The organism is Marinobacter sp. W-8, from assembly GCF_044342215.1.
GTDB lineage: Bacteria > Pseudomonadota > Gammaproteobacteria > Pseudomonadales > Oleiphilaceae > Marinobacter > Marinobacter nauticus.
This window is the reverse complement of the sequence record NZ_CP172297.1, coordinates 2,737,057-2,762,510: the sequence shown is the minus strand read 5'-3', so window position 1 is coordinate 2,762,510 and position 25,454 is coordinate 2,737,057. Positions and strand designations below refer to the sequence as shown.

Annotated in this window: 22 protein-coding genes; 7 read left to right on the top strand and 15 right to left on the bottom strand. The window is 58.2% G+C overall.

Annotation, left to right across the window (positions count from 1 at the left end; all coding sequences use genetic code 11):
* Positions 1-49: 49 nt before the first annotated feature.
* Positions 50-706, top strand: coding sequence for an OmpA family protein (locus ACF8YQ_RS12745; RefSeq protein WP_396621603.1), 657 nt, complete (start codon positions 50-52; stop codon positions 704-706).
* A 69-nt stretch (positions 707-775) separates the two neighbouring features.
* On the opposite strand, the gene ACF8YQ_RS12740 is transcribed toward ACF8YQ_RS12745, so the two are convergent.
* Positions 776-1,060: a hypothetical protein gene (locus ACF8YQ_RS12740; protein ID WP_278350284.1), complete on the bottom strand. Its 285-nt coding sequence runs from the start codon at positions 1,058-1,060 to the stop codon at positions 776-778.
* Positions 1,061-1,248: 188 nt separating this feature from the next.
* Positions 1,249-2,478 (bottom strand): phosphoglycerate dehydrogenase, encoded by a 1,230-nt coding sequence (gene serA, locus ACF8YQ_RS12735; RefSeq protein ID WP_226595608.1) that lies wholly within the window; start codon positions 2,476-2,478, stop codon positions 1,249-1,251.
* A 189-nt stretch (positions 2,479-2,667) separates the two neighbouring features.
* Between serA and ACF8YQ_RS12730 the strand changes: the two genes are divergently transcribed.
* Together ACF8YQ_RS12730 and ACF8YQ_RS12725 are read left to right on the top strand one after the other, a co-directional pair.
* Positions 2,668-4,071 (top strand): FAD-binding oxidoreductase, encoded by a 1,404-nt coding sequence (locus tag ACF8YQ_RS12730; protein ID WP_396621602.1) that lies wholly within the window; start codon positions 2,668-2,670, stop codon positions 4,069-4,071.
* Complete coding sequence (locus ACF8YQ_RS12725; protein ID WP_011786261.1) at positions 4,071-4,748, top strand: NAD-dependent deacylase; 678 nt, start codon at positions 4,071-4,073, stop codon at positions 4,746-4,748. Before ACF8YQ_RS12730 ends, ACF8YQ_RS12725 begins: the two co-directional genes overlap by 1 nt.
* Before the next feature lie 8 nt (positions 4,749-4,756).
* On the opposite strand, the gene ACF8YQ_RS12720 is transcribed toward ACF8YQ_RS12725, so the two are convergent.
* From ACF8YQ_RS12720 to ACF8YQ_RS12700, 5 genes are all read right to left on the bottom strand, one after another.
* A complete protein-coding gene (locus ACF8YQ_RS12720; protein ID WP_014422182.1) occupies positions 4,757-6,061 on the bottom strand; it encodes an AarF/ABC1/UbiB kinase family protein in 1,305 nt (434 codons plus the stop codon).
* 60 nt (positions 6,062-6,121) lie between these two features.
* Positions 6,122-6,784, bottom strand: a complete 663-nt coding sequence (locus ACF8YQ_RS12715) for a fumarylacetoacetate hydrolase family protein (RefSeq protein ID WP_396621601.1) — start codon at positions 6,782-6,784, stop codon at positions 6,122-6,124.
* A gap of 14 nt (positions 6,785-6,798) precedes the next feature.
* The gene (locus ACF8YQ_RS12710) at positions 6,799-7,341 is read right to left on the bottom strand and encodes an adenine phosphoribosyltransferase (protein WP_011786258.1); all 543 of its coding nucleotides are present in this window, start codon (positions 7,339-7,341) and stop codon (positions 6,799-6,801) included.
* Positions 7,342-7,372: 31 nt separating this feature from the next.
* Entirely contained in the window at positions 7,373-8,671 is a 1,299-nt protein-coding gene (locus ACF8YQ_RS12705; RefSeq protein ID WP_011786257.1) for an NCS2 family permease, read from the bottom strand.
* A gap of 132 nt (positions 8,672-8,803) precedes the next feature.
* Positions 8,804-9,421: a trimeric intracellular cation channel family protein gene (locus ACF8YQ_RS12700; protein WP_011786256.1), complete on the bottom strand. Its 618-nt coding sequence runs from the start codon at positions 9,419-9,421 to the stop codon at positions 8,804-8,806.
* Between the two features lie 183 nt (positions 9,422-9,604).
* On the opposite strand from ACF8YQ_RS12700, the gene ACF8YQ_RS12695 reads away from it, so the two are divergent.
* Together ACF8YQ_RS12695 and ACF8YQ_RS12690 are read left to right on the top strand one after the other, a co-directional pair.
* Positions 9,605-10,174, top strand: a complete 570-nt coding sequence (locus tag ACF8YQ_RS12695) for a BLUF domain-containing protein (RefSeq protein WP_396621600.1) — start codon at positions 9,605-9,607, stop codon at positions 10,172-10,174.
* A 155-nt stretch (positions 10,175-10,329) separates the two neighbouring features.
* Positions 10,330-11,310, top strand: coding sequence for an NADPH:quinone oxidoreductase family protein (locus ACF8YQ_RS12690; RefSeq protein WP_396621599.1), 981 nt, complete (start codon positions 10,330-10,332; stop codon positions 11,308-11,310).
* Between the two features lie 396 nt (positions 11,311-11,706).
* Here ACF8YQ_RS12690 and ACF8YQ_RS12685 read toward each other — a convergent pair whose 3' ends face one another.
* The 8 genes from ACF8YQ_RS12685 to ACF8YQ_RS12650 all read right to left on the bottom strand — a co-directional run bounded on the left by ACF8YQ_RS12685 (position 11,707) and on the right by ACF8YQ_RS12650 (position 23,322).
* Positions 11,707-13,536 (bottom strand): long-chain-acyl-CoA synthetase, encoded by a 1,830-nt coding sequence (locus tag ACF8YQ_RS12685; protein ID WP_396621598.1) that lies wholly within the window; start codon positions 13,534-13,536, stop codon positions 11,707-11,709.
* A gap of 68 nt (positions 13,537-13,604) precedes the next feature.
* On the bottom strand, positions 13,605-14,429 hold the full coding sequence (locus tag ACF8YQ_RS12680) for an SDR family oxidoreductase (protein ID WP_396621597.1): 825 nt from the start codon (positions 14,427-14,429) through the stop codon (positions 13,605-13,607).
* On the bottom strand, positions 14,426-16,384 hold the full coding sequence (locus tag ACF8YQ_RS12675) for an acetyl/propionyl/methylcrotonyl-CoA carboxylase subunit alpha (RefSeq protein ID WP_396621596.1): 1,959 nt from the start codon (positions 16,382-16,384) through the stop codon (positions 14,426-14,428). The genes ACF8YQ_RS12680 and ACF8YQ_RS12675 overlap by 4 nt, the downstream gene beginning before the upstream one ends.
* A 228-nt stretch (positions 16,385-16,612) precedes the next feature.
* A complete protein-coding gene (locus ACF8YQ_RS12670) occupies positions 16,613-17,437 on the bottom strand; it encodes an enoyl-CoA hydratase/isomerase family protein (protein WP_396621595.1) in 825 nt (274 codons plus the stop codon).
* 181 nt (positions 17,438-17,618) lie between these two features.
* Positions 17,619-18,779: a citronellyl-CoA dehydrogenase gene (atuD, locus tag ACF8YQ_RS12665; protein ID WP_014422173.1), complete on the bottom strand. Its 1,161-nt coding sequence runs from the start codon at positions 18,777-18,779 to the stop codon at positions 17,619-17,621.
* 30 nt (positions 18,780-18,809) lie between these two features.
* Positions 18,810-20,426, bottom strand: coding sequence for an acyl-CoA carboxylase subunit beta (locus ACF8YQ_RS12660; protein ID WP_396621594.1), 1,617 nt, complete (start codon positions 20,424-20,426; stop codon positions 18,810-18,812).
* Between the two features lie 9 nt (positions 20,427-20,435).
* Positions 20,436-21,302 (bottom strand): SDR family oxidoreductase, encoded by an 867-nt coding sequence (locus ACF8YQ_RS12655; protein WP_396621593.1) that lies wholly within the window; start codon positions 21,300-21,302, stop codon positions 20,436-20,438.
* A 223-nt stretch (positions 21,303-21,525) separates the two neighbouring features.
* Positions 21,526-23,322, bottom strand: a complete 1,797-nt coding sequence (locus ACF8YQ_RS12650) for an acyclic terpene utilization AtuA family protein (RefSeq protein ID WP_396621592.1) — start codon at positions 23,320-23,322, stop codon at positions 21,526-21,528.
* A 132-nt stretch (positions 23,323-23,454) separates the two neighbouring features.
* On the opposite strand from ACF8YQ_RS12650, the gene ACF8YQ_RS12645 reads away from it, so the two are divergent.
* Positions 23,455-24,084, top strand: coding sequence for a TetR/AcrR family transcriptional regulator (locus tag ACF8YQ_RS12645; RefSeq protein WP_226595621.1), 630 nt, complete (start codon positions 23,455-23,457; stop codon positions 24,082-24,084).
* Between the two features lie 294 nt (positions 24,085-24,378).
* A complete protein-coding gene (locus ACF8YQ_RS12640) occupies positions 24,379-25,443 on the top strand; it encodes a hypothetical protein (protein WP_396621591.1) in 1,065 nt (354 codons plus the stop codon).
* The last annotated feature ends 11 nt before the right edge of the window (positions 25,444-25,454 follow it).

Sequence of the window (25,454 nt, the reverse complement as noted above, 5' to 3'; positions counted from 1 at the left end):
GTTGATGCCGAAAGCTCCGGGCGAACCATTACAGAAGCGGGAGAAAACAGTGAAAAAGACAATTCTTGCCTTTGCGGTAGCAACTGTTGGCCTGAGTGGCTGTATGACCTATGACCCGTATACCGGGGAAGAGAAAACCTCGAACGCCACCAAGGGCAGTATTATTGGCGCGATCGGTGGTGCTGCGATTGGCGCAGCAACCTCCAGCAGCAGTGATCGTGGCAAAGGTGCACTGATTGGTGCCGCTGGCGGCGCGGCCGTGGGTGGCGGTATCGGCTATTACATGGATCGCCAGGAAGCCCAGCTGCGCCAGAAGCTGGAAGGTACCGGTGTTCGCGTTGTCCGTAATGGTGACCAGATCGATCTGATCATGCCGGGTAACATTACCTTTGATACTGACCAGTCCACCATCCGTTCCGGCTTTACCGGTACGCTGGAATCGGTATCGCTGGTGCTGAAAGAGTTCGACAAGACCATCATTCAGATTGAAGGCCACACCGACAGCACCGGTTCCGACAGCTATAACCAGCTGCTGAGCGAGCGGCGCGCGTCTTCTGTCCGTGACTTCCTGCTGAATCAGGGTATTGAGCCCCGTCGTACCAGGGCCACCGGTTATGGCGAGCGCTACCCGGTTGCTTCCAACGATACGGCTGCGGGTCGTGAGCAGAACCGTCGCGTTGAGCTTACGCTGGTGCCCATGCAGTAACAGCCAGCTCAGTACGCAACGAAAAAGCCCCGGTTTATGCCGGGGCTTTTTGCGTTATGGCCGGAGCAATCAGTTGGTGTTGCTCGGCAGCCATTCGTCGATTCGTTTCTTCAGATCGTCGAGCTGGTCTTCGCCAGAGTCTTTGAGTTCGCCTAGTTTGCTTCGGGCGGTTTCTATGTGGTCTTCAACGGCCTGGATGCGCTCGGAAAACTCTTTCTGAATTTCGGCTTCCGCTTCGTCGTCTTTTGCCTTGGCCATCTTTTCGTCGGCTTCGGCACGCAGGCTGTCGATCTGTTTGCTCCAGTACTCGGTCTGGGTTTCCAGTTTCTTCTGCAGAGATTCCTTCAAGGACATAATTACCTCCATGCTGGGCCTGTTCCGGCCCGGTTTGAATGACTGGTACTTTTCAGCATGGCTACGTATGGCCGAATCTCAAGGGCGGCAGCGTGAAGTTTTGTTGAAATGTGGCGTTGTGGCCCGAAATGTCATAAAAAAACCGGAGCTCCCAGGGGGATGCTCCGGTTCTTGAAGGCAGCTGTCTGTCAGAACAGTACGCGACAGCGAATGGTGCCTTTTACCTGGCGGAGTTTTTCCAGCGCCAGCTCACCGTAGGCCTTGTCCACATCGACCACCACATAACCAATATCTTCCTTGGTTTGCAGGTACTGGCCACAGACGTTGATGCCGTTTTCGGAGAACACCTGGTTGATTTCCGACATTACGCCCGGCACGTTCTCGTGAATGTGCAGCAGGCGGTGCTGGTTCGGGTGCGACGGCAGCGCCACTTCCGGGAAGTTCACCGAAGAAACGGAGGTGCCGTTGTCGCTGTACATGGCCAGCTTCTCGGCCACTTCGCGCCCGATGTTTTCCTGGGCTTCAATGGTTGAGCCACCCACGTGCGGAGTCAGGATGCAGTTGTCGAACTCACGCAGCGGAGAGACAAACTCTTCGTCGTTGGACTTGGGCTCAACCGGGAATACGTCGATTGCTGCACCCAGCAGTTTGCCGGAACTCAGGGCATCGGCCAGGGCGTCGATATCCACCACGGTACCGCGGGAAGCGTTCATCAGAATGCTGCCCGGCTTCATCTGGGCAAACTGCTCGGCCTTGAACATGTATTTGGTCGCCGGAGTTTCCGGTACGTGCAGGGAAACCACATCGGACATGTTCAGCAGTTCCTGCAGCGTGCCCACTTGCGTGGCGTTACCGATCGGCAGCTTGGAAACCACGTCGTAGAAATAGACATCCATACCCAGGCTTTCGGCCAGCACGCTGAACTGGGTGCCGATGTTGCCGTAACCGATGATGCCCAGCTTCTTGCCACGAATCTCGTAGCTGTTCTTGGCGGATTTCAGCCACTCGCCACGGTGGGCTTTGGCGTTTTTTTCCGGCACGCCGCGCAGCAGCAGGATGGCCTGGGCCAGAACCAGTTCTGCCACGGAACGGGTGTTGGAGAAAGGCGCGTTGAACACGGCCACGCCACGGCGGGTCGCGGCCTGCAGGTCAACCTGGTTGGTGCCGATACAGAAGCAGCCCACAGCCACCAGCTTCCTGGCGGCTTCAAATACTTTCTCGGTCAACTGGGTGCGAGAGCGGATACCAACGAAGTGCGCATCGGCAATCTTCTCGATCAGCTCTTCCTCACCCAATGAATGGGTCAGATACTCGATATTGGTGTAACCCGCGGCATTCAGGGTATCAATGGCAGATTGATGCACGCCTTCCAGCAGCAGGATCCGGATTTTGCTCTTTTCGAGAGACGTATTTGACATGGGCTTGCTTCCGAACCTTTCGTCACGTGAAATGACCTGAAGCCAGGGATCGTCGGCCTGGCTCACAGAACAGGGGCGGTATGATACCATAAACGCAGATTTTCACAGCGCGCCGGTTTGCCTGAATCAATTCTTTGTGAGTGATCTCTGAACAGGCCCTGGCCCAACTTCGAAGAGACTGACACATCCATGAGTTCCGAACAGATCATCGCTTCCCTTAAAGAGCTGGTTGCCACCTCCGAAAACCCGGGCAAGGTTCTCACCGATCCTGCGGATCTGGACAACTACGGCAAGGACTGGACCAAAATCTACCCGCCCAAGCCGCTGGCCATTGTCCTGCCGAAAACCACGGAGCAGGTGCAGGCGCTGGTGAAGTTTGCCAATGACAATCAGGTGGCTCTGGTACCTTCGGGCGGACGTACCGGCCTGAGTGCCGGCGCCGTGGCCGCCAATGGCGAAGTGGTGGTAGCGTTCGACAACATGAACCAGATTCTGGATTTCAACGCCAGTGATCGCACCGTACGTTGCCAGGCCGGGGTGGTGACCGAGCAACTGCAGACCTTTGCCGAAGAAAACGGCCTGTACTATCCGGTGGATTTTGCCTCCGCCGGGTCGAGCCAGCTCGGTGGCAACCTGTCCACCAATGCCGGCGGCATCAAGGTCATTCGCTGGGGCATGAGCCGGGACTGGGTTGCCGGACTGAAAGTGGTGACCGGTAAAGGTGATGTGCTGGTTCTGAACAAGGATCTGGCCAAGAACAACACCGGCTACGATCTGCGCCACCTGTTCATCGGTGCCGAGGGCACCCTGGGTTTCATTACCGAAGCCACCATGAAGCTTACCCGCAAGCCGGACGACCTGACCGTGCTGGTGCTGGGCCTGAATGACCTCACCAACACCATGGATGTCTTGCAGGCTTTCCAGAAAAAACTGGATCTGACCGCCTACGAGTTTTTCTCTCACCAGGCCATGGGGCATGTGCTGGCCCACGGCCAGGTACAGGCACCGTTCGAGACCGAGGCGCCATATTATGCGTTGCTGGAGTTCGAGGCTGTTTCTGATCAGGTGATGGACGATGCCATGGCACTGTTTGAGCAGTGTGTGGAAGAAGGCTGGGTGCTGGATGGCGTCATCAGCCAGAGTGAAACCCAGGCACAGAACCTTTGGCAACTGCGTGAGCGGATTTCCGAATCCATCGCGCCGCGAATTCCCTACAAGAACGATATTTCGGTGGTGGTTTCCAAGGTGCCGGGCTTCCTCCAGGAAATCGACAACGTGGTTACCGAACACTACCCGGACTTCGAGATCATCTGGTTCGGCCACATTGGTGACGGCAACCTTCACCTGAACATCCTCAAACCGGAGGACATGGCGAAGGAAGATTTCTTCGAAAAATGCCAGCAGGTGAACAAGTGGGTATTTGAAATTGTCGAGCGTTATCAGGGCAGTGTCTCTGCTGAGCACGGTGTGGGCATGACCAAGAAACCCTACCTGCAGTACACCCGCAGCGAGGCGGAAATTGCCTACCTGCGCGGTATCAAGCAGGTATTCGACCCCAATAACATCATGAATCCGGGTAAGATCTTCGACTGATGCAAGAGCACATTGTCGTACTCACTGGCGCTGGAATCAGCGCCGAAAGCGGCCTCTCCACCTTCCGGGACAACGGTGGGCTGTGGGAGCAGCACAGTGTGTACGATGTGGCCACGCCGGAGGCGTTCGAGCGCAACCGGGATCTGGTGCTGAGGTTCTATAACGAGCGCAGGCGGCAACTTCAAACCGTCCAGCCCAATCCTGCGCACCGCTTGCTGGCGGAGCTGGAAAGCCGTTTTCAGGTGACCGTGGTCACCCAGAATGTGGACGACCTGCATGAGCGCGGCGGTTCGAGCAATGTGCTGCACCTGCACGGTGAACTCACCAAGGCCCGCAGTTCCGCCTATCCGGACCTCATTTACGACATCGGCTACAACGACATCAATCCCGGGGATACCTGTGATCGCGGTGCCCAGCTTCGGCCCCACATCGTCTGGTTCGGCGAAGAAGTGCCGATGCTGGATGCGGCGGCAGAGGTGGTGCGCACCGCAGATCAGTTGCTGATTGTGGGTACGTCGCTGCAGGTATATCCGGCGGCAGGGCTGGTCTACGAGGTGGACATTGATGTGCCCATCACGGTGATTGATCCCGGCGAACCTGCGTCCGTCTCCCGGGCACGGGTGATTCGCAAAGGGGCCTCGGAAGGGGTGCGGGAGTGGGTTTCGCGTTATTTGTGAACCTGGCGTTAGCCTCGGAGGTATTTCTCCAGTTCACTTCTGAATGCTGCCTGGACACCTAAGCGTTTTAGCATCCAGTAATGCCCCGCAATCATCCGGTCTATGAAAATACTCTCGACCGGTGGTTTGAAGTAATCCAGGTATTTGAACACCGTGCTGGTTTTTGCGGCCACGTGTTTATGGATATCGGCCTCGGCGAAGTCGTAGGGCTCATCGTTCAGGAACGGGATGATCAGGATGTCCCTCCACATGGCGTAATAGGCTTCATCGACCGCCGGTTGGCTGTCCACGCGAGCGCCCAGGTCGATCAGGTACTGGTCCAGGGCCTGGTAGTCCTCATCCAGCGCTGCGATCAAGGCTTTGCGGTAGGCTTCTACAATCTCCGGTTTGAGTTTCTTCACGCAGCCGAAGTCATACATGATAATGGTGCCATCCGGCCGGTAGGCGAAATTGCCCGCGTGAGGGTCCCCGTGAATGCATTGGAACCGGAACAGCTGATCGGCCATGATCGTGAAAATCCGGTGGCCAATCAGGTTGAGGGTTTCCTGGGAGTAGTGTTCCGGTGTGACCTTGCTGACGTGGTCGCCCTCCACCAGCCCCAGGGTCAGGACCCGACGGGTTGAATGGCTGTCGACCACCTCCGGGATGATCACCCACGGCTGATCATTGTGGAATTCGTGGAACAGCTTGAGGTTTCGCGCCTCGTTCTCGTAATCCAGCTCTTCCTTCAACCGCACCCGGATTTCGCCGAACAGCTGATCGACTGTCTCCTTGGGCATTTTCAGCAGGCCGCCGAGCTTCAGGGCCAGTCGTAGCTGTTTGAGGTCGGAGTCGCAGGATTCATCCACGCCAGGGTATTGCACCTTTACGATCACATCCGTGCCGTCGTGCAGGCGGGCGCGGTGTACCTGGCCGATGGAGGCGGAGGCGTACGGCGTTTCCTGCAGGTATTCAAACAGCTCGCCGACCGGTTTGCCCAGCTCACTTTCCACCTGTTCCAGAATCACCTCGAATGGCATCGGTGGTGCTTCTTTCTGGAGTTTTTCCAGCGCGTCGGAGAATTCTTTGGGCAGGAAGTCCTGGGTCTGGGAGGCTATCTGCCCCACCTTCATCACCGCCCCCTTGAGCTCCCCCAGGGTATCGGCAATTTGCCCGGCCATCCGGGTGTAGCTTTCGCTCTGGGCGCCTTCGTCATTTTCGGTGCGGAACATGCGCCGCGCTCTCTGGCCGGCGTACTGGCCCGCCACCGTGGCGGTCATGCCTGCGAGTTTGAAGAAGCGCCCTGTGCGTGAAGTAACGGGTTTCCTGGCCATGGTAGTGCCTGTTCTACGGGAAGTTTGCAGCTCGTCTGAATATCCGTATCCGTGTTGCGTTCAGACCACTGTGGTCTCCACAAATAACACATCTTCCAGCTCCAGGGACAGAGTCTGGCCGCTGACAAGCGGGCCAACGCCTTTGGGCGTGCCAGTCAGCACCACATCGCCGGGTAACAGGGTGAACTGGGTGCTCATATGAGCAATCAGGGGCACGATCGGGTTCAGCATGTCGCCGGTATCCCCGGTCTGCTGGCGCTGGCCGTCGATATCCAGTGTGAAGCTCAGGTTGCCCTTGGCAAGTTGGTCGGCGGCAACGAATGGTGAAAGCGGGCAGGCGCCGTCGAAGGCCTTTGCGCGCTCCCAGGGGTGCCCCTTTTCTTTCAGGCTGCTTTGCACGTCCCGCAAGGTAAGATCCAGGGCCAGGCCATAACCGAGAATGGCTCTTTCCACTTCGCTGGCGGAGGCATTGGTCAGGGGGCGGCCGATAAGTACGGCCAGTTCGGTTTCAAAGTGCACCGCACCCTGGCCTTTGGGACAGACCAGCGGGCGGGTGATATGAACCGCTGCGGTGGAGGGTTTGATAAACAGCAGCGGCTCTTCCGGTACCGGGTTGTTCAGCTCCCGGGCGTGTTCGGCGTAGTTGCGCCCCACACAAACGATTTTGCCAAGGGGAAGATGAACCGGTGTTCCATCTTTCCAGTGATGCTGATAATCGCCCATGGTGGCGCCTCCGCTCAGTCTCCTTCGAATGAGCAGACAGTATAAACCTGCAGACCTTCTTCCTGCAGCTTGCGTGAGCCACCCAGATCCGGCAGATCAATCATGGCGGCTACTTCAACGATTTCAGCTCCGATCCGACGGATCAGCCGGGTTGCGGCCAGCATGGTACCGCCAGTGGCAATCAGATCGTCCACCAGGATGACCTTGTCGCCGGGTTTGAAAGCGTCTTCGTGTAGCTCGACGGAAGCCGTGCCGTATTCCAGTTCGTAGTCTTCCACCAGGGTGTCGAAGGGCAGTTTGCCCTTCTTGCGCACGAGTACCAGAGAGGCATTCAGCTCGTAGGCCAGCGCCGAGCCAATAATGAAGCCTCGGGCATCGACGGCGGCAACCGCATCAATGTGCTGGCCATGGTAGCGATGAACAAAGGCATCAATCAGTTTACGAAATGCCGTTTTGTCCTGAAGGACCGTGGTGATGTCCCGGAAGGAGACGCCGGGTTTGGGCCAGTCCGGCACAGTGCGGATGGCTTTCTTGATGCTCTCGGAAAAATAGTCCATGGGCGGATCCGGTGATTACTCTGGGCGCCGCTCAGGCGGCGTCCAGGAACATGAATTTCAGAACAAATACAACGGCAATGGTAACGACGCTGGCGTTAAGATCGGACCAACGGCCAGACAACGCCTTGATCACGGCGTAGGTGATGAAACCCAGGGCAATGCCGTTTGCAATAGAGAAGGTCAGCGGCATGGTCAGTGCCGTGACGATCGCTGGTGCGGCGTCGGTGATGTCATCCCAATCGATCAGTTTGAGGCCGCTTGCCATCAGCACGGCGACGTAGAACAGGGCCGGTGCGGTCGCATAGGCAGGGATGATGCTCGCGATCGGTGACAGCAGCAAACAGGCGAGGAAGAGCAGGGCCACGACAACAGCCGTCAGTCCTGTGCGACCACCGGCGGAAATGCCAGCGGTTGATTCGATATAGCTGGTGGTGGTTGAGGTGCCCAGGGCTGCGCCTGACATGGTTGCGACGGAATCCGACATCAGAGCTCGTCCGAGACGGGGCAGCTTGCCATCTTTATCCAGCAATCCACCACGCTGGGCTGCTCCGATCAGGGTGCCGGAGGTATCGAAAAGATCCACGAACAGAAAGGCAAAGATAATGCTGATCATGCCAACATTCAGTGCGCCGGCCAGATCAAGTTGCATAAAGGTGGGGGCAAGGCTGGGTGGGGCAGACACAAAACCTTTGTATTCCACCATGCCAAGCATCATGGCGGCCACGGTAACAGCAAGGATGCCGATCATTACGGCGCCGGTGATTCTGCGGAATGAAAGTGCACAGATCAGTACGAATCCTGCGAAGAACAGCAGGCTCTCAGCCACTTTAATGTCGCCCAGACCCACAAGGGTCGCAGGGTTATCTACCACGATGCCGGCGTTTTTCAGTGCGATCAGAGCAAGAAAGAATCCGATGCCGGCGGAAATGCCAAAGCGTAAGGACATCGGAATGCTGTTGATGATCCATTCCCGGATCTTGACCACACTCAGAATGAAGAAAATAAACCCGGAGAGAAAGACAGCGCCCAGCGCCACTTCCCAGCTGTATCCCATACTGCCGACGACCGTGAACGAGAAAAAGGCGTTCAGGCCCATGCCGGGGGCCAGGGCAATTGGATAGTTTGCCCAGAGGCCCATAATCAGCGTACCGATGGTTGCGGCCAGACAGGTGGCCACGAAAACGGCTCCGAAATCCATGCCGGTGGACGACAGGATGCTGGGGTTGACCACGATGATGTAGGCCATGGTCAGGAAGGTGGTAATGCCAGCTACCACTTCTTTACGGACAGTGGTGCCGTGGGCCTGGAGTTGGAACAGTCGTTCAAGCATGACTCGGGTCTGCCTCTAGAATGCCTGGATTAGGGAGTTTGAAAGTCAGTTTGCGTGCGGAAAACGTGAATTGGGTGAAAAAACGGCAATGTTACCGGCTCAGGCGCCTCACGCCAAGGGATGATTCAGAGTTCAGTTCAGCATCTGGTCTCGTTGCAGGCGGATATCAAAGCGCACCGCGAGCATGCGAACAATCACGATAAACAGCAGGCCAATAGTCAGCGCCATGGATTCGCTCTCCAGCAACCACTGGCACACAAAGTACAGCCAGCAACCGGCGAAGGCGATAGAGGCGTAGATCTGATCCTTGCGGAAAATAAAGGGAACTTCGTTACACAGGGTGTCGCGCAGGGCACCACCAAAGCAGCCGGTCATGACACCCAGCATGGACGCGATAAACCAGGAATGGCCCAGATCAAGAGCCAGTTGCGCACCGAGAATGGAAAAAATGCCAAGGCCGATGGCGTCCGGGAACACGATTCTCGATTCTTTCAGGGAATGGGCCCGGCTCCAGTAGCTGAACACGATTGCCATGGCCAGGATCATGATCGGCTGCTCCTGGTGCTTGATCCAGTACAGCGGGTGATTGTCCATGATCAGATCCCGCAATGTGCCGCCACCCAGAGCGGTAATAAAACCGATGGCAAAAACACCCACCGGATCCATGTTTTTGGACCGGGCGACGATCATGCCGGAAATGGCAAACGCCACAACGCCAATCATTTCAAGAGTATAGATGATGTCAAACATGGGGCAGCTCTGATCTGACGAAATTCGGTCCGGGGCGTGGGTGAAAGGCTGGAAGAATAGCGGAATTCGTCCCGGGATTCATCTTCAGGCGTTGATGGCCGATTCGGCCAATGTGATCTGTTGCGCGACAGTTACGCGTATCACTGCCTTGTTTCCCGTTTGATTGATCCGGAGTACTGCAATATGGCCCTGATGCGACTCGCCTACGCCAGCGAAGCAACGTTTGAAGCGCAACCCCTGGAAAAGGGTGTCGAGCCCCATGTGGCCAGAATTCTCATGGTGTCCCGAAGAAACAACGGCCGTGCGGGGCTGGTTGGTGGTTTGTACTATGGCGATAACCGGTTTTTCCAGTACCTTGAAGGCGAGGAAGAATATGTCCGGGAAACTTTCGAGCGTATCCGCCAGGACTCTCGCCACCGCAATATCCGCATGCTGATTGAAGAGCCGCTGGACTTCCCGACGTTCTCCAACTGGTCGATGAAGTATGTACCCCTGTCATCCGACGTGCAGGCCTTTCTGGACAAGCACCAGTTACCGGACTTCAACCCGGCGGCGTTCTCCAGCCACCAGTGTGAGGAAATGATTGACCTGATACGGCGCTCCAGCGAAGACCAGAAACTGGTCAATCACGACGAAGACAGCCCATCCCGGGTTCCACATTCACACACCCTGTCTCCCGGTGTCAGGTATGGGCTTCTGGCCGCTGGCGTGATGATCATCGTCGCCGTGGTAGCGGGCGCTGTACTGTTCTGAATCCGCCGGCTTATTAGCCGGGCTTATTGCCATGAATAAGCAGCCTTGATTTGCTTCACGGGCTCTGTGGGTTTAGCTTGATCCGGATCAATTACAACATCAAATCAGACCCGCCCTGACGCCATCAGGGTAAGAGAGACAGCCCAGGAGCAACCATGAAAGCCATTCAGTGCAAAGAATATGGCCCGGCAGAGAATCTGGTCATCGAAGACATTGCCAGTCCGGATGTGAAAGGCAGCGGCGTAAAAATCCGGGTCAAGGCTGCAGGCCTTAACTTCCCGGACACCCTGATCATTCAGGGCAAATACCAGTTCCAGCCGCCCATGCCGTTTTCCCCCGGTGGCGAATTGTCCGGTGAAGTGCTTGAAGTGGGCGAAAAAGTCAGACGCTTCAAACCCGGAGACCGGGTAGCCGCTCTGACCGGCTGGGGTGCGTTCGCCGAAGAAGTGGTTGCTCCCGAATCCAACCTGTTGCCAATTCCGGATTCTATGTCCGATGAGAAAGCCGCGGCTTTCATGATGGTTTACGGCACCTCCTATTACGCGCTCAAGCAGCGTGGCAACCTGCAGCCCGGCGAAACCTTGCTGGTACTCGGCGCCAGCGGCGGCGTCGGCCTGGCGGCCGTGGAGCTGGGCAAGGCCATGGGAGCGAAAGTGATCGCGGCGGCCAGCTCTGCTGAAAAACTCGCGGTGGCGAAAGAAGCCGGCGCTGATGAACTGGTGAACTACACCGAGGAATCGCTGAAAGATGCGGTGAAGAAACTGACGAAGGGCAAAGGTGTGGATGTCATTTATGACCCGGTCGGCGGAGATTTCACCGAACAGGCCCTGCGCACCATGGGCTGGAACGGCCGCCATCTGGTGATCGGCTTTGCCGCAGGGGATATCCCCAAGATTCCCGCGAACCTGACGCTGCTCAAGGGCTGTTCCGTCGTAGGCGTGTTCTGGGGCAGCTTCACCCAGCGTGAGCCGCAGACCAGTGCCCAGAACATGATGGAGCTGTTGCAGATGTATGCCGACGGCAAGATCGATCCCAAGGTTAGTGAGGTTTTCCCGTTCGAGGAATATGCGGCGGCGCTTGGGGCACTCACGGGGCGTCGGGCCACTGGCAAGATCGTTTTGCGGGTTGAAGAATAGTTCTTGGAGCCTGAGGGGTAGCCTCCCTCCTAGCCTTTAGGTTTCGGTGTGGGCCGCGCTGGGGAACGCTTCCAAAAAACCGCTACAAGCACATCCATGTGCGCTTATTTCGGGCCATCCGTGGCCCTCAAAATTTTTTGGAAGCGTTCCCCATCACGGCCGGTCAGCTTCACAGTAATAGTCCGGGAGAAAAGCTAGGTTTTTCAGTAAACTGACTATCACTCCTTGGCTCGGAAGTGAGTGCGGGGTGCCCCTCCCAAAAATGTCGGAGGCCATGGATGGCCGGAGAGAAGCGCACATGGATGTGCTTGTAGCGGTTTTTGGGAGGGGCACCCCGTACTCACTGTCACCAAGCGTTGCAGGCTAGGTTCCGAGGCCCCTCTCCAAAAGTCAGGATCAAAACCGAACACCCCCCGAATCAATATCCGAGACCAACTCCGGAGTCAGCAACGTATAACCGGACGAACCGGGCAGCCAGGCGTACACATCGTCTTCCGACCGCTCCAGAGAATAGCCGAGCTTCTGGATATCCACCTTCCGGTACTTGAACGTCCCCGTCTTCTCGATGGCATTGGTCACCCGCACAAACACCGGCACCGCATAGGCCGGCAGATTCTCCTGCAGATAGTCAAACAGCTTGTTGATATCGAACGCCGAACCATTGGACTGAGGCACCAGCGTTACCATGCCCGCCTTGCCGTTGGTTTTGGGAATCTCGACACCGTACACAATGGCTTCTTCCACCATGCCGGAGCCATCAATGATATTTTCCACCTCCGTCGTCGATACGTTCTCCCCTTTCCAGCGGAAGGTGTCGCCCATGCGATCGACAAATTGCAGGTGACGACAGCCGATTTCTTTTAATACATCACCGGTGTTGAACCAGGCATCGCCTTTCTTGAAGCCATCGCGCAGGATGGATTTCTCAGTGGCTTCCTTCTGGGTGTAGCCCTCGAACGCCCACTTCTTGTTGATCTCACCTATTAGCAGACCAGGCTGGCCTTTTTCCACTTCCTCCAGACGGCCCTTGTCGTTGCGGATCGGGTCCCGGGTGCCTTCGTGGTACTTGACCAGCTTGTAGGGCGCGGTGGAGAAGCCCACGGTGTTGTCCATGTTGAAAAAGTTGCTGAAGCCGATATTGCCTTCTGATGAGGCATACAGTTCAGCCACCTTGTCGATGCCAAAACGTTCCTTGAATTCTTTCCAGATGGAGGGGCGCAGGCCGTTGCCGATCATTTTGGTCAGGCCGTGGTTGCGGTCCTGGCTGCCGGGAGGTTGATTCAGCAGGTAGCGGCACAGTTCGCCCACGTAGCCGAAGGTGGTGGCGTTGTAGCGTCGGACGTCGTCCCAGAAGGCGCTGGCGGAGAATTTTCGGCGCAGGGCGATGGCAGAGCCACCGGCGAGGACCGATCCCCAGCACACCAGCAGGGCGGTGCCATGATACAGCGGCAGCGTACAGTACAGGACGTCTTCCGGTTCCATGGCCAGGGAGAGCATGCCAAAGCCGCCGTAGGCTTTGATAAATTTGCGATGTGAACCGGGCGCCGCCTTGGGCAGGCCGGTGGTGCCTGAGGTGTAAAGATACACGGCGGTATCGCCCATGGTTACCGGGTTGCTCAGGACCGGTCGGGTTGAGGGCCGGCGGCTGACTTCCAGGGCCAGGTTGACGTAGCCCTCCGGCGCGTCACCAAAGGTGTTCAGAGTGTTGCCGTCGTGCAGGTAGAGCAGGGGATGTGTGTGCCGGAGCTGAACCTCTCCACGAACCGACTCGGCATTGCCGATCAGTTCGCTACCAACCACCAGCAGTCGTGGCTCGATCAGGTTGATACTGTGGGCCAGCACTTTGCCTTTCTGGGAGGTGTTCAGCATGGCGCAGGCCACGCCGACCTTGGCTGCGCCAACCACGGTCGCCAGTAGTTCCGGTCGGTTTTCCAGCAGTACCGCAATGGCATCGCCCTTTACCAGCCCCTGATCTTTCAGGTAATGGGCAATTCGATTGCTCCAGGCATCCAGTTCTGCCCAGGTAATGCTGCGATCATCGAAGAGAATGGCAGGGCGCGTGGGGTGTTTGTCAGCGTTGCGCTCTACCAGCTTGCCAAGGGTCAGCTCTTTTTTGTCGTCCTTTACCCGGTAGTAGTAAAGCCCTTTTGCCACGAAGGGAAATTTTTTCAGAACCGTGGGCAGGCTGCGCATGATGTCGCGTGCGGTTACGATGTCTTGGCTCATGGTGCGTCCGTTTCAGTCGTCATTGTCTTTGTAGGTTTTGAACCGCGGACCAACCCATTGCTCCGCGGCTAATCCAGGAACAGATCCGGCAGCAGTGGCTTGTCGCCTGCGGCATACCGGTAGTGTTCGAAGTCCTTCACGCCATCCTGACGAAGTACATCCTCGTCAATCAGCGCTTGCCCGGTCAGTTCGTCCGCACTGCGGGACAGTATGCTGACCGCAGCATCGGCCATGATTTCCGGCTTTCGTCCCTGCGCCATCAATTGAGGTCCGCCCACTTCGTGTTCTATGGCGGCAGTGGCAATCAGAGTCTTTGGCCACAGGCAGTTCACGGCAATGCCATAGCGTCGGAACTCCTCGGCCATGCCCATGCTGAGCATGGTCATTCCGTATTTTGTGGTGGTGTATGGCCCGTACTGGGAAAACCACCGGGTATTCAGGTTCAGCGGCGGCGACAGGCTGAGAATGTGGCCACCGGATTCCTTCAGCCAGGGCAGGGCCGCCTGACTGCAGGTGAATACGGCCCGGGCGTTGACCTGATGCATCAGGTCGTATCGGCTCACTTTCAGGTTTTCGACACCGGTCAGGCGTATCGCCCCGGCGTTGTTCACCAGGGCATCGATACCGCCAAAATAACCGGCGGCTTCGTCTATTCGCTGGCGGACCTGTCGTTCATCCCGCACGTCCAGTACCAGCGGTAGCGCCTGGCTTCCGGCGTTGCGAATTTCCTCAGCGACCGTGTGGATGGTGCCGGGTAGTTTCGGATGCGGGGTATCGGTTTTTGCTGCAGTGACCACGTTGGCGCCTTCCCGGGCACAGGCCAGGGCAATGGCCCGGCCGATTCCCCGGCTGCCGCCGGTTATAAACACTGTGCGCTGCTGTAGCCGGCTCATGATGCTGCCTCCTCAGTGGACTGCACGTCTGCCAGAAGTTGGCCACGCTTGACCTGGTCTCCTTTGCGGGCGAGCAACTGGCCAACGGTGCCCCTGCGATCCGCCTTAACCGGATGCTCCATTTTCATGGCTTCCAGAATCACCAGGGTCTGGCCCTGTTCCACCTGATCTCCCTCTGCCACCAGTACATCAATAATGGCACCGTCCATAGTGGCCTGGACCTTGCCGCTGCCGGTGCCCAGGGCACCTTGGGCGGGTTGGTGCGTAATATCCCGAACGCACCAGGAACGGCCGAACGCCTGCAAATATAGGGAATCTCCGCTCCGGTAGTATTGGCACCGCTGACGAACCCCGTTGTCGATAATGCACAGCAGGCCTGGTTCCTGGCTTTGCAGTTGCAATTCATAGTGTTCTTCGCCGTGGGCCACCAGCAGTTTGTGGCCACTGTGCCGAACCAGCAGTTCCACGGTTTCGTCCCGGGCCTCAAGCTTCATCGGCATGACGGTGGCGGAGGCGTTACTCCAGCCTTTCTGGGCGGATTGGCCGAGGCTCAATGCGCAGGCGCTCAGGGCCAGCTCGCGGATGGTGAGCGGCTGGGGCGCCAGTGACGGATCATCCTTGAAGGCCTGCTGCAGGAAGGCCGTGGTGGCTTCACCGGCACCAAAGGTGTCATCGGCGATGATGCGGCTGAGGAAATGGCGGTTGGTGGTCACACCAAAGACTGTGGTGTCTTCCAGCGCCCGGATCAGGCGGCGACGGGCTTCGTCCCGGTTCTGGCCCCAGGCGATGACTTTCGCAAGCATGGGATCGTAGTGGGGGCTGACCACGTCACCGGAGCGCACGCCGGTATCAAACCGCAGTCCTTCGCCTTCGGCCGGAGTGAACTGGTGCAGGGTGCCGGTTTGCGGGGTGAAACCGCTGGCCGGGTCTTCGGCGTAAAGTCGTACTTCGATGGCGTGGCCATTGAGTTGGATGTCATCCTGGGCCAGAGGTAGTGGGCGGCCTTCAGAGACCATCAACTGCCAGGCCACCAGATCCTGGCCGGTAATCAGTTCGGTGACCGGATGCTCTACCTGCAGGCGCGTGTTCATTTCCAGGAAGTAGAAACTGCGGTCTTTGTCGACCAGAAATTCCACGGTACCGGCGCCCTCGTAACCGCAGGCCAGGGCTGCTTTGACAGCAGCTTCGCCCATGGCCTTACGCAGTTCCGGGGTAACAAAAGGTGAGGGCGCTTCCTCGACCACTTTCTGGTGCCGGCGCTGGACGGAGCAGTCCCGCTCGCCCAGGTAAACGGCGTTGCCATGGCGGTCTGCAAAAACCTGGATTTCTACGTGCCGGGGTTCGATGACCGCTTTTTCGATGATCAGCTCGTCGTCACCAAAGGCTTGTTTGGCTTCTGAGCGGGCCCTTTTAATGTTGTCGGCCAGCGCGCTTTCGCTTTCCACCAGGCGCATGCCTCGGCCACCGCCACCTGCGGAGGCTTTGAGCATGAGGGGGTAGCCGATGTCCTGAGCGGCGGCGATGAGTTCATCATCACTAGCGTTGTTGCCTTCGTAGCCCGGGACTACGGGCACGCCGGCTTCCTGCATGGCGATTTTCGAGCGGCGTTTGCTGCCCATGAGTTCGATGGCGTTCTCGGGCGGGCCTACAAAGGTGAGGCCGGCCTGTTTGACGGCTTTGGCGAAGCCGGAGTTTTCAGAGAGGAAGCCGTAGCCCGGGTGGATGCAGTCGGCGCCGGTTTTCCTTGCGGCATCGAGGATGGCGTCGGCGTTGAGGTAGGAGGCGGCAACCTGTGCCGGGCCGATGCAGACGGCTTCGTCGGCTTGTTCAACGTGCAGGGCGTTGGCGTCGGCTTCGGAGTAGACGGCAACGGTTCGGTAGCCCAGCGCCTTGGCTGTACGGATGACCCTGACGGCGATTTCGCCTCGGTTAGCGATGAGTAGTTTTTTTAGCATTTGTATGTCACCTGCCTTGATGCGCGACTGCGCATTTGGGTGCTCGTGCGCACCACTGGCGGGGAGGGCCTCCGGAAAAACGCTACGAGCACATCCGTGTGCGCTTCGCTCCGGCCATCCATGGCCTCCGAGATTTTCCGGAGGCCCTCCCCGCCAGCGGCGCTCCCGCTGACTTTGTTAGTGCCTGCAGACATGCTTTGTAAACGGTCTGCTGCTTGTGGTTGTTGATTAGCTGTCGTTGCCTGCCCACTTTGGCTCACGCTTTTGCATGAACGCCATAGTGCCTTCCATACCCTCCGGCCCCCGGATGGCGGCCGCGAATTTTTCAGCGGCGTCATCGAGTAAACCGGCCATGGCTTCGTGGCCGACTCGGTGCAGCAAGGCCTTGGTTTCTGCCGTGGCATCGGGGGCGCACAGGCGTACCCGTTCCAGAGCCTGGTTCAGCATGTCGCTTAGCTGCTCTTCGGATTCCGCAACCTGGTGAACGATGCCGAGTGTGCAGGCTTCCGTTGCATCAATTCTCAAACCTAGCAGCGCCAATCGACGGGCCTGGGTCAGGCCGATACGTTCGACAACGAACGGGGCGATCTGGGCCGGGATGACGCCGAGGCTGGTTTCCGGCATGCCGAATCTGGCAGTCGGGCCGGCGATGGCCAGGTCGGAGACGCAGGCCAGGCCGAAGCCGCCGCCCATGACGGCACCTTCGGTGATGGCAATAACGACTTTGGAGGATTCGTTGACTTGCTGGATCATCTGGCCGAAGGCGCGGTTGAGTTTGTAGAACGGGTCGTCGCGGCCTTCGCCGGCTTTCTGGCTCCGGGCGCCGGCCATGTCTTTGATATCGCCGCCGGCGCAGAAGTGTCCACCTGCGCCGCGGATGACGGCGGCGCGGATGCTGGTGTCGTTTTCGATCTCGCTGAAGATGGTGGACAGTTCAGCGACCATCTGCAGACTCATAGCGTTGCGGACGTCCGGGCGGTTGATGGTGATGAACAGGGTAGGGCCCTGTTTTTCGAGAATCAGGGTTTCGCAATGTGGTAGCTGCTGTTCCATAAAAGGACTCCACGTAAAATGTTCGGGGCCATGAGGCGGGGATCCCTTTTCGGGACCGTTGAGGGCCATGGACGGCCCGAAACGAGCCCACATGGATGTGCTTGTAGGCGTGTCCCGAAAAGGGATCCCCGCCTCATGGCCCTCCACCAAGCCCTGCCTGCCCATAAGGCCTTGCACAGCGTCAGTCGCGTTTCTTTCCAGGCAAGGTGCCCATCAGCTTGCAGATGATGCCCAGCATGATTTCGTCGGCACCGCCGCCGATGGAGACCAACCGCACATCGCGGTAAGCCCGAGACAGGGGGTTGTCCCACATGTAACCGTTGCCGCCCCAGAACTGCAGGCAAGCATCGGTCACTTCGCGACCCAGACGCCCGGCCTTCAGTTTCGCCATCGACGCCAGCTTGGTGACATCTTTGCCCTCAACGTGCAGCTCACAGGCCTGATAAGTCAGCGCGCGCAGCGCTTCGATTTCGGTCTGTAACTCCGCCAGGCGGAAATGAATGTACTGGTTGTCGATCAGCGGCTGGCCAAAGGTCTTGCGCTCGCGGCAGTATTCAATGGTCTGCGTGACACAGTTTTCCAGGGCCTTGATTACGTTGGCGGCCCCCCACATGCGCTCCTCCTGGAACTGCAGCATCTGCATCATAAAGCCGGTGCCTTCTGCGCCGATGCGGTTGCGTTGGGGAATTCGCACGTCGTCCAGAAACACCTGGGCGGTTTCTGACGAACGCATGCCCAGCTTGTTCAGATGCGGGCTGAAAGTGATGCCCGGTGTGTTCATGGGCACGATCATCAGGGTTTTATTCTTGTGGGGTTTGTCGTCGCTGGTGTTGGCCAGCAGACACATGAAATCCGCTTTCGGGGAGTTGGTGATCCACATCTTGGAGCCGTTGATGACGTAGTCATCGCCGTCTTTCTTAGCCGTGGTTTTCAGGCCGGCCACATCGGAGCCTGCGCCCACTTCACTCACACCGATACAGCCCACCATATCGCCGGCAATAGCCGGGGCCAGGAAATCCCGTTTCAGTTCATCGGAACCGAAGCGCGCAATCGCAGGGGTACACATGTCGGTTTGCACGCCCACGGCCAGCGGAACACCGCCGCACTTGGCCATGCCCAGTTCTTCAGCAGCCACGAGGTTGTAGCTGTAATCCAGACCCATGCCGCCGTATTCCTCCGGCTTCTGAATGCCCAGCAGGCCCAGGTTGCCGAGTTTCTTGAACAGGTCGTGAATGGGAAACTCGCCGGCTTCCTCCCATTCATCGCAGTGCGGATTGATTTCCTTTTCGACGAAATCGCGGACGGTTTTTCTGAGGGCTTCGTGTTCGGCTGTGAATTTCATTGTTGTTCTCCCGATAAATCAGTGTGGAAATCAGAAACGGGCGACGCCGTAAACGTTGGGTCGCAGTGGTCGTTGTTCGGCTTCACGGCAAACGGAAAGCACCATGGCCAGAACACGGCGGGTATCCCGAGGATCGATCAGGCCGTCGTCCCAGAGCCTGGCAGTTCCGTAAAGGGCGGTGGAGCCGTCTTCCAGCTTTTTGGCGGTGGCCTGTTCCAGGAACGACAGAGTCTTTTCGTCCGGCTCGATACCACTTTTGCGTTGTTTTCCTTCAGCCACGATGCGCATGACTTTCCCGGCCTGCGCGGGGCCCATGACGGCGGTGCGGCTGTTGGGCCAGGCGAAGATGAACCTTGGGTCCAGCCCCCGGCCGCACATGGCGTAGTTGCCGGCGCCGTAGGAACCGCCCACCACCACGGCGAGTTTTGGTACCCGGCAGTTGGCCACGGCCTGAATCATCTTGGACCCGTGTTTGATGATGCCATTCTGTTCGGAATGGGTGCCGACCATGAATCCGGTGGTGTTATGCAAAAACAGGATAGGGGTGCCTGCCTGATCGCATAGCTGGATGAACTGCGCCGCCTTGGTGGAGCCGGCCGGCGTGATTGGGCCATTGTTGCCGATGACGCCAACGCTGTGACCTTGAATCCGGATGGTGCCGCACACCGTCTGGCTGTCGTAGTCATTCTTGAAATCCAGGAATCGGGAGCCATCGGCGATCCGGGCGAGGATTTCTCGCACGTCGTAAGGCTTTTTCGCATCGGAGGGAATCACGCCCAGCAGCTCCTCTGCCGGATAGAGAGGTTCATCCCATTGGGGTTCCTGACGCAGCGGCAGGTTTTCGTTCCAGGGCAGGGCACCGAGGATTTCCCTTGCCTGGCGGATGCCATCGGCGTCGTCTTCGGCCAGATATTCAGCAGTGCCGGCCACGGTGGCATGCATTTCTGCGCCGCCGAGTTCTTCATCGGTGGCGACTTCGCCGGTGGCGGCTTTCAGCAGCGGCGGGCCGGCCAGGAACATCTTGGCCTGCTCACGCACAGTAATCACATAATCCGACAGCCCCGGCTGATAGGCACCACCAGCGGTGGCGTTACCGTGAACGACCGTCACCTGCGGAATGCCTGCGGCGGACATGCGGGCCTGGTTGGCAAAGCCCCGGGCGCCCAGCACGAAAATATCGGTGGCATAGTTGAGGTTGGCACCACCGGATTCCGACAGCGACACCACCGGCAATTTGTTCTCCATGGCGATCTGCTGCAGGCGCAGGGTCTTGTCCAGACCGGCGGGGGTAATGGTGCCACCCTTGATGGCGCTGTTGCTGGCAACCACCAGACAACGAACACCCGCTACCCGGCCAATGCCGGCAATAATCCCGCCACCGGCCATGGAACCGTCTTTGTCATCGTGCATCTTGTAACCGGCCAGGGAGCACAGCTCCAGAAACTCACTGCCGCGGTCCAGCAACCGGTTGATGCGATCCCTCGGCAGCAGCTTGCCCCGCCTGGTAAACTTCTCCCGAGCCGATTCCGCCAGGTCCAGCACCTTCTGCTCTACATCCCGGAAGGTGGCGATGTGCGCTTCCATGGCCTCGACATTGGCCCGGAACTCGTCGGACTGGGGGCTTATTGTTGTTTCCAGTACCTGCATGGGAAATCCTCAGTCGTCACTCAATACTTTCGGCGTTACCGCCCGATGAAAACCGTTATAGGGCTCGTTATTCATCGCCTTCGGCATCGGCCACACACGCCCACCCTGGGACGCCGCGCCGTCAATCCGCAGACAATCACCACTGATAAACGCCGCGCCCGGGCTAAGCAGGAAACAGATCGCCGAACTCACCTCTGATTCTGTACCCATCCGCTTGATCGGCACCGCATCCGCCAGACTGCGAATCCACGACTTCATATGGGCCGGGTAGTTATCCATCCCACTGGACGCAATCCACCCCGGCGCCACCGCATTCACCCGAACCCCGGACGGCGCCCATTCAACTGCCGCCGTCTGGGTAAAATTCACCATCCCGGCCCGGGCTGCGCCAGAGTGCCCCATGCCGGGCATGCCACCCCACATATCTGCCACGATATTTACAATCGCACCGCCGGACTTGCTCAAGGCCTGGGTATAGGCCTCCCTGGCCATCAGGAAACCCCCGGTCAGATTCGTCCGAACCACGGTTTCCCAACCCTTCTGGTTAATGCCCGTTAACGGAGACGCAAACTGCCCGCCGGCGTTGTTCACCACCCCGTTCAGCCCACCGTGGGTCTCGATAATGGCCTTCACCGTGGCCTTGACCGACTCCTCCTCACGAATGTCACAGGCATGGGCACTCGCGATACCACCGTCTTCCTCGATCTCGGCCTTAACCGCATCCACCTTCTCCTGCTTACGCCCGACCAGCGCAACTCGAGCACCGAGCGCCGCCAGTTCATGGGCCGTGCAGCGGCCAATCCCCGAACCGCCACCGGTGACAATAAAAACCTGGCCTTCAAACAAGCCCGGGCGAAGAACAGACTGATAACTCATACAAAATTCCCTATTCCAATCCAAAGAATCCACGAAAAACGTTCGGGCGCTCCGCCGGGGTACAGCCTTCCGGGACTGTGCGCAGCAGGGAAGCTGCGCTCAAGCCTACACGGACGTATTTACGGCGTGTCCCGGAAGGCTGTACCCCGGTGGGGCGCTTGCACCCAAGCTCAGGGAAGCAATGCCCTGTCGGGGCTCTTGCCCCAGAATCGGGTTAATAAAGTCATTGAGGCACCAGATTCGAAGGCACCGGCACAGGAAACTCCAATAGCTGCTGTGCAAACGCCTTACCCTGCGGATCAATCCGAAGCGACGCCACACCGCCGCCACCTAGACTGTGCTCCAGCAAGAAATTGAACGCATGCAACCCAGGCATAGACCAGCGAGTCACCTTGCCGGACTCCGGGTTCAGCGTATGAGCCATCCACTCGGCCACCGCCTGCTCCGTTAACGCCGCCTCAATGTAAGGAACATACTCCGGATCCCGCGCAATCACCCCGATATTACTGTGATCGCCCTTATCCCCGGACCGCGCCCAAGCCAGCTTGATCAGCGGCACTGTGGTATCCGTTGCCACCTCCATCCGGGACTCCGGCTCAGCCGCGAGATCGCCCGGATTGAAACCACCTTCGGTCGCTACCTCCACCTCAGACTTCTCACCAGCCAGATCCACCGAAACCGCCACCTCCGATTTCGGTACCAGACAGGAATACAAACGAATCTTCGGCCACACGGTTGGCCGACCGCCGACAATACCGGTGATGCCAGGCGCCATACCGGTAGCGGCCTGGGCAATTTCCCTGGAAAACAGCACCAGGGCTTCTTTCTTCGGATGGGCGGTGGCAATCTTCACCACCACTTCCCGGCATTGGTCGCCCTTGCCATGGGGGCCATAGGTAGTCTCGGTGCCCAGCAATTCGATACTGGTTTCGGAATAATCCGGCAGGCCACGATCGGCAAACATCGCTGACGTCCTGGCCAGAATAGCCTGCGCCACTCGTTGTGCTTTGGCGCGGGCATCAAGGCCGGCCAGCAGGAACGTCACTGTGCACTTGAATCCATCTGGCCCGGTGCCTGACACCTTGTAGCTGTCTGTCGGCGGCAGTCCCCTGGCACCGGACACCCGGACCTGGTCCTTGCCGATTTCCTCCAGTGTCACCTGAGTGAAATCGCAGGTTACATCTGGCAGCAGGTAAGCCCGTGGGTCGCCAATCTCATACACCAGCTGCTCGCCCACAGTGCCCCGGCTGACCATGCCGCCGGTACCCTCGGGCTTGGTCAGCACAAAATCGCCAGAGGCGCTGACCTCGGCGATGGGAAAGCCCATATTGGCGTAGCCATCAGCCACCTGTTCCCAGTCGGTGAAATTACCGCCGGTAGACTGGGCGCCGCATTCCAGCAAATGCCCGGCCAGGCTGCCCTGGGCCAGTTTGTCGTAGTCGTTCCAGCGCCAGCCGAATTCATGCACCAGCGGCGCCAGCACCAGCGCACTGTCTGCGACACGGCCGGTGATAATGATGTCGGCACCCTGTTCCAGGGCCGCCACCAGGCCGGGCGCACCCAGATAGGCGTTCAGGCTCACCATCATGGCGGGGAAGGGCTGTCCGGTGGTCATTTCAGTAATGCCGGCATCGCCCAGCTTTTTCTTTTTCATCAACAGATCATCGCCGAGCACCAGCGCAATCTTCAGATCGACGCCGGCCTTTTCACACAGGGCCTGCAGAGCATCCCGGCAGGCCACAGGGTTTACTCCACCGGCATTGGCCAGAACCCGGATGCCTTTATCCTTTATCTCGCCGAGCAGAGGCGCCATCACCGTCTGCACAAAATCCCGGGCGTAGCCCTGAGTCGGGTCTTTCATCTTCTGGCCGGCCATGATCGACATGGTGATCTCGGCCAGGTAATCGGCGACCAGGTAATCAATATTGCCCTGGCGTACCAGTTGGGCAGCGGCGGTTTCGGTATCGCCCCAGAAAGCGGCGGAGCAACCGATACGGATGGTTTTGTTGGCGTCTGACATGTTCTTGGCCTTGTTCTGATACCCGCACTGGCGAGAGGTTATCCAACGATCGAAACGACAATACCAAGCAAGCGCTTGGTTTGTAAACGGGCAAATCTCGGGTAGAATAAAAAGTCCCAGCAAGACAACCGGATGGCCTTTGTGAACCAGAACCCAATCCTGCAATCCCTCATTGCCGAGCAACTTGTATCTGATCCCGCCAGCGCCCGCGGGCGCCTGTTAAACGAAGCAGCAAGACTGTTCAGGGATAAAGGCTACGAGCGCACGACGGTGCGGGATCTGGCGGCGGCTGTGGGTATTCAGTCAGGGAGCTTGTTCCACCATTTCCGCACCAAGGAGGAAATTCTCAAGGCGGTGATGGTCGAGACCATTCGGCTGAATACCGCCTTGATGCAGGCCGCTGCCGACCAGGCGGATTCAACGAGAGAAAAACTGCGGGCACTGATCAGGGCAGAACTGGAGTCGATTAACGGCCAGACCGGAGAGGCCATGGCGGTGTTGGTGTACGAGTGGCGCAGTCTTTCGGAAAGCTCCCAGGCTGAAGTGCTGGAGTTGCGGGATATCTATGAAGACCTGTGGTTGTCTACGCTCCAACAGCTGTCGAAGGAACACCAGCTTGGAGCGGACCCTTTCATTACTCGAAGAATGTTGACCGGCGCCCTGAGCTGGACGGTCACCTGGTATCGCCCGGAACGGGGTGGTCTGACCCTCGATGGACTGACCGATCAGGTGATGGCGATGCTGGGTCTTGATCAATGTTAATGTGCACAAGTCACAAAGTGGCACGCTTGTTCCGAAATGCGCTACATATTTAACCCCTTGTTATAAATCAATAAAACAAAAAATTATTTGATTCATCCCGGGCCATTGGCCTGATCGGCATGTCGGTTTCGGCAATAAAGCCATTTCTGTCTGACAATATTCCTCGCATTCTTGCTCTCGTTCGAGCTCTGGCCAGAGGTATCCGGAGCTGGTTCACGGATTGACGAGAATCAAATGTGATAAAAATCTCTCGCACTCCCTTACATACAAAAACAATGTCAGACAGGTCGAATTATGATCTCCTCAATGGTCTCTCAAGCGCGCCGGTTATCGGCTCGTGTACGCCAGGCAATGCTGGGAAGTTCGGTACTGCTGCTGGCCGGATGTTCTGCCAACCCTATCTACACCACGACCGGCATCGTGCTGTCCAATTACTCGGAATCCGAGGCAACTCCCTACGTTATGCAGATGTCCGATCCGGGCATGGCCTGTGCGCTGGGTGAGGGCACGGATCCGCTGGTTTACTCGTTTTCGAGAGTCACGGATGCACCGGATTCAACCGGTTCCCTGCTCATGCTGCTGGCGGCGAATTGCATGGAATACCGGGCCTGGGAGGCTGAACTGGCTTATCTGCGGGCGGAATACCGTGGTGATGTCCCCGCCGCCAAAGATGCCCGGGAAGTCTCCAAAAGACTCTACGCGCGCACCGCTGAACGTCGCTACGAAGCCTTCAAGCGTGCTATGGCCGCCTACGATTTTGACCCGGCTGCTGAACCCATGGAATGCCCGTTCCTTTTCAGCGATCAGGATGAACTGACGTTCCTGCTCGGGCTGCTAACCGGCATGCAGGCCATTGTGAACGACTCCAACTCCGGCGCCCTGGCCGGTGTTCCCCGCAACATTGCGCCCCAGGCCGAGCGTGCAGCCCAGTGTGTGGATAACGAAAAATGGGGCGGTTTGCCCAATGCCGTTCGCGCACTGGTCTGGCTGTTGTTGCCGGACACCCGCCCGGATCTGTCGCCAGACCCCTGGCAGGTGCTGGAAAACAGTGCGGAGCTGGGTGTTGAGTCCGGTATTCGAGCCTCGTATGCCGTTCAGGTGGTTGCTGCCGAAACCTTTGGCCGACCGCAGGTACTGTCCCAAGCTATTGCGGAATTCGCCGAGGCGGAAGAACGCATTGAGGTGTGGGAGGAGTACCAGCTGGTGGACGAAGTGGCCCGCGGGGTTGTCCAGTTCGCGTCGGACAAGCACTGGAGCGCCAACTACGGTCACCGCACACCACGAAGCTTCTTCGGCAAGATGAGCCCGGAGCGCAATACCGAGAACGTTGAAACCATGGATCTGGAAGGCCTGCTCTGAGGCTGGCCTTT

Excerpts from the sequence above, each read along its gene's own strand:
- ACF8YQ_RS12675 (WP_396621596.1), bottom strand. The coding sequence starts at position 16,384 with ATGCTAAAAAAACTACTCATCGCTAACCGAGGCGAAATCGCCGTCAGG.
- ACF8YQ_RS12725 (WP_011786261.1), top strand. The coding sequence starts at position 4,071 with ATGCAAGAGCACATTGTCGTACTCACTGGCGCTGGAATCAGCGCCGAA.
- ACF8YQ_RS12690 (WP_396621599.1), top strand. The coding sequence starts at position 10,330 with ATGAAAGCCATTCAGTGCAAAGAATATGGCCCGGCAGAGAATCTGGTC.
- ACF8YQ_RS12650 (WP_396621592.1), bottom strand. The coding sequence starts at position 23,322 with ATGTCAGACGCCAACAAAACCATCCGTATCGGTTGCTCCGCCGCTTTC.
- ACF8YQ_RS12710 (WP_011786258.1), bottom strand. The coding sequence starts at position 7,341 with ATGGACTATTTTTCCGAGAGCATCAAGAAAGCCATCCGCACTGTGCCG.
- ACF8YQ_RS12705 (WP_011786257.1), bottom strand. The coding sequence starts at position 8,671 with ATGCTTGAACGACTGTTCCAACTCCAGGCCCACGGCACCACTGTCCGT.
- atuD (WP_014422173.1), bottom strand. The coding sequence starts at position 18,779 with ATGAAATTCACAGCCGAACACGAAGCCCTCAGAAAAACCGTCCGCGAT.
- ACF8YQ_RS12655 (WP_396621593.1), bottom strand. The coding sequence starts at position 21,302 with ATGAGTTATCAGTCTGTTCTTCGCCCGGGCTTGTTTGAAGGCCAGGTT.
- ACF8YQ_RS12660 (WP_396621594.1), bottom strand. The coding sequence starts at position 20,426 with ATGCAGGTACTGGAAACAACAATAAGCCCCCAGTCCGACGAGTTCCGG.
- ACF8YQ_RS12715 (WP_396621601.1), bottom strand. The coding sequence starts at position 6,784 with ATGGGCGATTATCAGCATCACTGGAAAGATGGAACACCGGTTCATCTT.
- serA (WP_226595608.1), bottom strand. The coding sequence starts at position 2,478 with ATGTCAAATACGTCTCTCGAAAAGAGCAAAATCCGGATCCTGCTGCTG.
- ACF8YQ_RS12720 (WP_014422182.1), bottom strand. The coding sequence starts at position 6,061 with ATGGCCAGGAAACCCGTTACTTCACGCACAGGGCGCTTCTTCAAACTC.
- ACF8YQ_RS12680 (WP_396621597.1), bottom strand. The coding sequence starts at position 14,429 with ATGAGCCGGCTACAGCAGCGCACAGTGTTTATAACCGGCGGCAGCCGG.
- ACF8YQ_RS12670 (WP_396621595.1), bottom strand. The coding sequence starts at position 17,437 with ATGGAACAGCAGCTACCACATTGCGAAACCCTGATTCTCGAAAAACAG.
- ACF8YQ_RS12730 (WP_396621602.1), top strand. The coding sequence starts at position 2,668 with ATGAGTTCCGAACAGATCATCGCTTCCCTTAAAGAGCTGGTTGCCACC.
- ACF8YQ_RS12640 (WP_396621591.1), top strand. The coding sequence starts at position 24,379 with ATGATCTCCTCAATGGTCTCTCAAGCGCGCCGGTTATCGGCTCGTGTA.
- ACF8YQ_RS12695 (WP_396621600.1), top strand. The coding sequence starts at position 9,605 with ATGGCCCTGATGCGACTCGCCTACGCCAGCGAAGCAACGTTTGAAGCG.
- ACF8YQ_RS12685 (WP_396621598.1), bottom strand. The coding sequence starts at position 13,536 with ATGAGCCAAGACATCGTAACCGCACGCGACATCATGCGCAGCCTGCCC.
- ACF8YQ_RS12740 (WP_278350284.1), bottom strand. The coding sequence starts at position 1,060 with ATGTCCTTGAAGGAATCTCTGCAGAAGAAACTGGAAACCCAGACCGAG.
- ACF8YQ_RS12700 (WP_011786256.1), bottom strand. The coding sequence starts at position 9,421 with ATGTTTGACATCATCTATACTCTTGAAATGATTGGCGTTGTGGCGTTT.
- ACF8YQ_RS12645 (WP_226595621.1), top strand. The coding sequence starts at position 23,455 with ATGGCCTTTGTGAACCAGAACCCAATCCTGCAATCCCTCATTGCCGAG.